This window comes from Chitinophaga sp. (assembly GCF_036566945.1).
Lineage (GTDB): Bacteria > Bacteroidota > Bacteroidia > Chitinophagales > Chitinophagaceae > Chitinophaga.
The window spans coordinates 1-7,286 of sequence record NZ_DATCVJ010000848.1; the positions used below are offsets into that span (position 1 = coordinate 1).

7 protein-coding genes are annotated in these 7,286 nt (G+C 46.4%); 1 reads left to right on the top strand and 6 read right to left on the bottom strand.

Features of this window, described 5'->3' with window-relative positions; genetic code table 11:
* Positions 1–162 precede the first annotated feature (162 nt).
* From VIP81_RS25545 to VIP81_RS25560, 4 genes are all read right to left on the bottom strand, one after another.
* Complete coding sequence (locus VIP81_RS25545; protein ID WP_331967920.1) at positions 163–1,002, bottom strand: oxidoreductase; 840 nt, start codon at positions 1,000–1,002, stop codon at positions 163–165.
* An 83-nt stretch (positions 1,003–1,085) separates the two neighbouring features.
* Positions 1,086–1,988: an AraC family transcriptional regulator gene (locus VIP81_RS25550; RefSeq protein WP_331967922.1), complete on the bottom strand. Its 903-nt coding sequence runs from the start codon at positions 1,986–1,988 to the stop codon at positions 1,086–1,088.
* A 27-nt stretch (positions 1,989–2,015) separates the two neighbouring features.
* Positions 2,016–2,456 carry a nuclear transport factor 2 family protein gene (locus VIP81_RS25555; protein ID WP_331967924.1) on the bottom strand — a complete coding sequence of 147 codons (441 nt, stop codon included), beginning with the start codon at positions 2,454–2,456 and terminating at the stop codon, positions 2,016–2,018.
* A gap of 261 nt (positions 2,457–2,717) precedes the next feature.
* Positions 2,718–3,260 carry a TetR/AcrR family transcriptional regulator gene (locus VIP81_RS25560; RefSeq protein WP_331967926.1) on the bottom strand — a complete coding sequence of 181 codons (543 nt, stop codon included), beginning with the start codon at positions 3,258–3,260 and terminating at the stop codon, positions 2,718–2,720.
* A gap of 125 nt (positions 3,261–3,385) precedes the next feature.
* On the opposite strand from VIP81_RS25560, the gene VIP81_RS25565 reads away from it, so the two are divergent.
* Positions 3,386–6,274 carry an alpha-L-rhamnosidase gene (locus tag VIP81_RS25565; RefSeq protein ID WP_331967928.1) on the top strand — a complete coding sequence of 963 codons (2,889 nt, stop codon included), beginning with the start codon at positions 3,386–3,388 and terminating at the stop codon, positions 6,272–6,274.
* Here the strand turns inward: VIP81_RS25565 and rpiA are convergent.
* Entirely contained in the window at positions 6,262–6,963 is a 702-nt protein-coding gene (rpiA, locus tag VIP81_RS25570; protein WP_331967930.1) for a ribose 5-phosphate isomerase A, read from the bottom strand. The two genes, VIP81_RS25565 and rpiA, sit on opposite strands and share 13 nt — an antisense overlap.
* Positions 6,964–6,999: 36 nt before the next feature.
* A partial coding sequence (locus tag VIP81_RS25575; RefSeq protein ID WP_331967932.1) for a hypothetical protein occupies positions 7,000–7,286 on the bottom strand: 287 nt, incomplete at its 5' end.

The window sequence follows — 7,286 nt, forward strand, 5'->3', positions numbered from 1 at the left end:
TATACTGATGTAGATGATTTTCCAGATTTTATTTTTACAGGATTAAAAAAGATTAGCGAAGATTAATATTGTTAGTTTTCGCTAATGTTTATCAAAAAAATAAAATCTGGAAAATCATCTACATCAGTATAATCCTGTTCCAAGACAAAAAATCGCGGAAATCTACGCTTCAATCGCGGTATTCACCGTTACTTCTTTCCACGTTTCCAGGTCTGCGGTTATCGCTTCCATTTTCTGATAAGCCAATCCATAAGCATCTTCGCCAAGGAATAAATGCAGGGGTGCATTTTCTGCACCAGCGATGTCAATAACCGCTGCTACTGCTTTTTCAGGATCACCCGCCTGGTTACCATTGATTTCATGCTGATGCGCATTTTGCACCTCACGTACCGCCTGATAGGCCACTATCGGTTGTGCAGGCAAGCCCAGTGAGCCGGAGGCGAGAAAATCAGTTCTGAAATAACCAGGTGATACGATGGTCACTTTGATTCCGAATGCTTTTGTTTCGGCAGATAACGATTCAGATAATCCATCAACTGCAAACTTGGTGGCGCAATAAACGCCGAAGCCGGGGAATGCACCTGTAAAACCTGCAATAGAGGAAATGTTGAAGATATGCCCGGATTGCTGCGCTCTCATATGCGGTAATATAGCGCGGGTAACATTTAACAGGCCAAATACATTGACGTCAAAACTGGCGCGTGCTTCCGCATCAGACAGTTCTTCCAGACTACCTACTTGTCCGTAGCCGGCATTATTTACCAGTACATCTATACGTCCAAACTGGCTGATGGTAGCCGCTACTGCGGCTTTTACGCTATGCTCGTTTTTAAGGTCCACTGACAGCGGGAGAAAATCAGCGGCAGTAGAAATTTTACGCAGGTCTTCGAGGCTACGGGAAGTAGCGGCTACTTTATATCCCTGTGCTAATAATTGCAAAACGAATGAACGGCCCAATCCTTTGGACGCGCCGGTGATAAACCATACTTTGTTGTTGTCCATGATTTTTGTGCTTTTTATTAACACAAAAGTAGATCAGGAATACCTTCCGACTGTTACACGGATCAAACCATTTATTGCAAAATTCAAACAGTCCTGAAAGCACCGGGTGAAATGCTCGTTTGTTTCTTAAAGAAGTTATTGAAATGGGCAGGTTCTTCAAACCCAAGCGCATAACTGATTTCAGACACATTCCAGTTAGTATGTTTCAGCAAGGCCTTTGCTTCGCTGGTCAGCCGTTCTGCAATATGTGCCGTGGTGGTTTTGCCGGTAGTATCCCTGATAGCACGGTTCAGGTGATTCACATGTACGGATAATTGTTTGGCAAAGTCGTTGGCCGACCGCAGTACAAAACGCTGTGCCGGCGACTCAATCGGAAATTGTCTTTCCAGCAGATCGGTAAATACGGACGTGATACGGGACTTAGCATCCGCATGCTGGTACAGCATTTCAGAAGGCTGCATTTTAAGCGCGTAATGAATTACTTCGGTCAGATAGCTGCGGAGCAAATCATACTTATATATATAGTCAGTGCCGATTTCAGACAACATCTTTTTAAATAGCTGCGTCACTTCTTTATCCTGCGTTTTATTAAGCTGGTAAGATGGCATTCCACCCGGCGCCATCATGGGCAGGTCATAAATATGGCCCCTGCTGGTACCGGTAAAAAAAGACTCCTTAAATATGCAGAAATACCCCACACTGTCTCCCGACAAGGATTCCCATGAATAAGGTACCTGTGGATTAAAAAACATCAGCGTAGTACCCTTTACTTCCAGCGTTTTATCTGCGTAATGGAACAGGTAATGTCCTCTGAGAATACTCACCTTATAAAAATCACGGCGACTGTATTTCACGGTCAGATGCCCGTCTACCATACAGTCCTCCATGCGGAACACATTAAAATGACCGAGATCCTGCTGCAGGTTTTCGGGTACTGCGCTGAATTTTTCCTGATAAAACTCCTGTAAAGTTTCTGTCTTATTCATGTAACGAAGTTACAAAATTCAAATTACTTAACAGGCCAGCACCAGTTCATCCGGTTCCCGGAATTTACGTTCGCTGCTACTAATGGGTACATCATTGATGGCGGCCAGTCTGCGTTGCATTAAGCCATCAGCATTAAACTCCCAGAGTTCATTGCCATAGGAACGAAACCAGTTGCCGGTGTGGTCATGCCATTCATATTCGAAACACACCGCAATGTGGTTGTCCGTAAAACTCCAGAGTTCTTTTTTCAGTTTATAATCCAGTTCTTTCTCCCATTTCTTCGTGAGAAAAGTAACGACTTCTTCCCGACCGTTGATGAACTGATCGCGGTTGCGCCACACGGTATCTTGTGTGTATACCAAGGATACCTTTTGCGGATCCCTGCTGTTCCAGGCGTCTTCGGCCAGTTGAACTTTCTGCAGGGCGGTTTCGTGTGTAAAGGGCGGAAGGGGAAATTTTTGTTCCATTATTATTGAATTTAAGTTATGAATATTTAGATAGATCGATCTGTCTATTTAAAAGTGTTTAAAAAAGATGCAGTGCATCTTTTAGTATTTTTTCGGAGAAGTAATGCTTCGCCGGGGCTCCTCTGGTATTTTACTTTTTCCGGAGAAGTAAATCTCAGCCAGCGCTGCTCTTAACATTTTACTTTTCGGGAGAAGTTACTCTTCGCCGGGACTACCTTTCCTGTTTTACTTTTTTCGGGAGAAGTGAATCCGCACCGTTGCTTACAACAAACCGATCGCGGCTTTCTTCGCCTCCTGAACCGGCCACTGGTTGCGGTAAAGCTGACTTTCCACGATCGCAGATTCAAACAACAGGTACACGTGATCCTTCACCGATTGCTTTTCCTTTGTAAGAATGTCGCTCAAAAAGGCCCGCAGATCTTTCTTATGATCCTGAATGACTGTCAATACTGTGGTGTCTTTGTCGGTCGTTTCAGACAGAATATTCAGGAAAGCACAGCCCCGGAAATGTTCTTTCTCGTTGTTATCTGCCAGGAAATCAAAAGCTGCCTGGATCTTTTCTTTAGGTTTGTTTCCTTTATCGGTAAAGACTTTCAAGCCCGCCATCCAATCTGTATGCCGCTGCTGTAAAAATGCCAGCAACAATGATTCTTTGGATTCATAGTGCATATAAAGACTCGCTCTCGCCACGCCAGCTTCCTGTATTACCTGGTTAATGCCGGTAGCATGGTAACCCTGATTATAAAACAGGTCAGTGGCGGTGTCCAATAAACGCTGCTTCGGATCGCTGATCTTCTTCTTCATGTGACAAAGATATATAAAAATAGACAGATCGATCTATCTTTTTTCTATTTACATAAAACAGGTAAAAAAAAGGGCGACTTATATTATCTTGTCGCAGATCAATATTAAATAAACGTTAGCTGAGCATGCATTCAACATTCAGGAACCTTGTCTTTCCTTTTACTTTACTCTGTTTTGCCGCAACGGCACGTGGCTATGCGCCGGCGGGCCGGGAAGTTTTATTAACTGCACCGGACAACAGTTGTCCACACTCATGGGCAGATTCCGAAGTTTTATCGGCCGCACCTGGTCACCGTCATGCAGCCGCAGGCCTGCACGCATTAGCAGCCGCCCACAAAGCTGCTGCTCTGCAAGTTGTACCAGCAACCAACACAGCGGCTACACCGAAAGCTTTGCCAGACAACAACGCCGCTCCTGCAGCCTTAAAATGCGAACATCTTCCCACCCCACTGGGAATAGATGCCACCCATCCGCGCCTGTCCTGGTTACTGGCCGATAACCGCGATGGCGCCCGCCAAACCGCTTATCAGATCCGCGTAGCCACCGACTCGCTCACACTGGCAACGGCGCCGTTATGGACCTCCGGCAAAGTGAATAAGGCCGATATGCTGGTAGCCTATACCGGTAAAGCCTTACAGCCCTTTACCAGGTATTACTGGAGCGTGGAAATATGGGATAATGACGGTCGTAAATTACCCGCCACCGGCTCCTGGTTTGAAACAGGCATGGTGAACAGCTATAACTGGAAAGGCGCCTGGATCAGCGATGGCGACAATGTACAGGTGAAACCTGCCGCCAACTTCCGAAAAAATTTCATCGCTGCTAAATCGATTCAGTCAGCACGGGCCTATATTGCCGTCGCCGGATTATATGAGTTGTATATCAACGGGCAAAAAGCAGGCAACCACCGCCTCGATCCCATGTACACCCGATTCGACCGCCGCACGCTCTACGTAACCTACGATGTTACCCACCTGCTGCAACAAGGACAAAACGCCATTGGCGTAATGCTGGGCAACGGCTGGTACAATCACCAGTCTACCGCCGTATGGAACTTCCATAATGCCCCCTGGCGCGGCAGACCCGCTTTTTGCATGGATCTCCGCGTTACCTATACCGATGGCAGCGTGGAAACCATCACCACCGGGAAAGACTGGAAAACAGCCCCCGGACCCATTGTTTTCAACAGCATCTATACAGCAGAACATTATGATGCCCGCAAGGAACAACCCGGATGGAATACCACCGGTTTCGACGACAGCAAGTGGCAACAAGTGATGTTCCGTTCCGCACCGTCTAAAAATATTGTCTCGCAACAATTATATCCCATCGAAAATGTGGAAGAAGTGCCGGCAGCCAACATGACCCAAATCAACGACAGCACCTGGGTATATGATCTTGGCAGAAACATTGCCGGTGTCAGCAAGATCCGGCTAAGCGGTGCAGCAGGTACTGTTGTTAAGCTCAAACATGGTGAACAACTGGATAAAAAAGGATTCGTGGATCTCTCCAACATCGTGGTGCATTACCGCCCTACCGATGATACAGATCCTTTCCAAACCGACATTTTTACGCTGAGTGGCAAAGGCGAGGAAACTTTTATGCCCCGATTTAACTATAAAGGATTTCAATATGTGGAGGTGAGCAGCAACAAACCGGTGAAGCTGACGAAAGAAAGTTTGACCGGCTATTTCATGCACAGCAACGTTCCGCCTGTCGGAAAAATAAATGGCTCCGATACCATGATCAACAAATTATGGTGGGCCACCAACAACGCGTATCTCTCTAACCTGTTCGGCTATCCGACCGATTGCCCGCAGCGTGAAAAGAACGGCTGGACCGGCGATGCACAGATTGCCATAGAAACGGGCCTCTATAATTTCGATGCCATCACCATCTACGAAAAATGGCTGGCCGATCATCGCGATGAACAACAACCCAATGGCGTGCTGCCTTCTATTATTCCTACCGGCGGCTGGGGCTATGAGTGGGGCAACGGCCCTGACTGGACCAGCACCATTGCCATCATCCCCTGGAATATTTATTTGTTTTATGGAGATACCACACTGCTATCTGCTTCGTATGAACCGATGCGCCGCTACGTGGATCATATCACCGCCATCAGCCCTTCCGGCTTAACTACCTGGGGCCTGGGCGACTGGGTACCGGTGAAATCAAAATCACCGGTAGAATTTACTTCTTCCGCCTATTACTATGCAGATGCATTAATAGTGGCAAAAGCCGCGAAGCTGTTTGGCAACAACACGGACTATGAAAAGTACAGCGCGCTGGCAACAAAAATCAAAAATGCGTTTAATACCAAATACCTGAACACCAGTACCGGCATTTATGGAGAAGGCGTACAAACAGAGCAGAGCGTAGCTTTGTACTGGGGCCTGGCACCTGATAACATAAAAAGTAAAGTAGCCGCTAAACTGGCGGAAAGACTGGCGGCAGATAACTTCCACCTGGACGTAGGTTTGCTGGGTACCAAAAGTATCCTGAATGCACTCAGCGAAAACGGATACGCCGACGTGGCCTATAAAGTAGCGGCGCAACGCAGCTTCCCTTCCTGGGGCTGGTGGATCATGAATGGCGCCACTACCCTGTTTGAAAACTGGGATATCAACGCTTCCTCCGACCTGTCGCGCAACCATATTATGTTTGGAGAGATAGGCGCATGGATGTATAAAGGCATTGCCGGCATTAAACCCGATGAAGCCGCACCCGGATTTAAAAACATTTTGCTGTCGCCCAACTTTGTAGCTGGCCTCGATCGTTTTGAAGCCAGCCACGAAAGTCCTTATGGCACGGTGCTTTCTGCCTGGGAAAGAAACGGCGATGTCATCAGCTACCACGTCACAGTGCCCGCTAATGCCAGCGCAGACATTTACTTTCACATCTCTCCCAAACAAAAAATATATGTAAATGATAAACCGGTGATTACACAAACCACCGATAAAGGATTACGCTACCAGGTAACTGCCGGAACAAAAACGTTTCAGATTAAATAAGCAGGATCCTTTCTGATAATCTCTACTCCTTTCTTTCCCGCTATGATGGCAGCATGTGCCATATTGTAGAAAAGCGAAGTTTCAAGAATACCCGGAATTTCCTTTAAACGCGCATTCAAACTGTCTAATGGTGGGAAAGAACGGAAAAAGATATCAATGAGCAGGTTACCATTTTCTGTAATCACGGCCCCATCTTTTTTGTTACTCATCCGGGTCACCGGATTGGCCAGTGAAAATATTTTCTTCAGCTGCAACAGCACAAATGGGACCGCTTCCGGTATCACTTCTATCACCACCGGAAACGTAGTATACAACTGCCCCACATATTTGGCGCCATCACCAATGAGGATAAATTTATCTGCCATGGCTGCCAGCAACTTTTCGCGGGTATGAATACCACCGCCACTTTTCAGGGCATTGAGCTGATGATCAAACTGATCACAGCCATCAAAATAAATATCCAGTTGGGAAACCTCACTGATATCTTTTGTGTGAAAACCATTCTCCAGCAGGAGTTGCCGGGTATTAAAAGAAGAGGTAACCACAGTAATACTTTCAAATAGCGTTACCTCTTCTTTCAAAAAATTTACCAGGTGCGCAATCGTAGCGCCGGCACCTACACCTATTAATTGACCAGGTTTTATAAAATCCATCGCTGCCTTTGCAGCCACTTGTTTCAGATCTTCCATATCAGGATATTGAATGGCAAAGATCCGATTTTTTTACTACTTTTTTCTGATCAGCAACTTCCGCACCGTGTTGCCGGGAATCGCTTTCAATATTATCCATGCACTGTTTTCATCATTGTGCCGCACAATATACGGCCCTGTATTTCCCGACACGACTATCTTATGCGGAGCTAATGGAAAATAAATCATAGTGGGAGATGTAATGCGTGGATCATTCTTCCAGCTCATCGTAAACGTCATTTTTTTCCGGTCGTAATGATACTCCTCCAACGTGCCGCTAACGGCTGCCGGATAAGCCCTGTTGATCACCGGGAAATACGCGC

What these genes read in the sequence shown, in the direction of transcription:
- VIP81_RS25545 (WP_331967920.1), bottom strand. Translation starts at nt 1,002, where the DNA reads ATGGACAACAACAAAGTATGGTTTATCACCGGCGCGTCCAAAGGATTG.
- rpiA (WP_331967930.1), bottom strand. Translation starts at nt 6,963, where the DNA reads ATGGAAGATCTGAAACAAGTGGCTGCAAAGGCAGCGATGGATTTTATA.
- VIP81_RS25550 (WP_331967922.1), bottom strand. Translation starts at nt 1,988, where the DNA reads ATGAATAAGACAGAAACTTTACAGGAGTTTTATCAGGAAAAATTCAGC.
- VIP81_RS25555 (WP_331967924.1), bottom strand. Translation starts at nt 2,456, where the DNA reads ATGGAACAAAAATTTCCCCTTCCGCCCTTTACACACGAAACCGCCCTG.
- VIP81_RS25560 (WP_331967926.1), bottom strand. Translation starts at nt 3,260, where the DNA reads ATGAAGAAGAAGATCAGCGATCCGAAGCAGCGTTTATTGGACACCGCC.
- VIP81_RS25565 (WP_331967928.1), top strand. Translation starts at nt 3,386, where the DNA reads ATGCATTCAACATTCAGGAACCTTGTCTTTCCTTTTACTTTACTCTGT.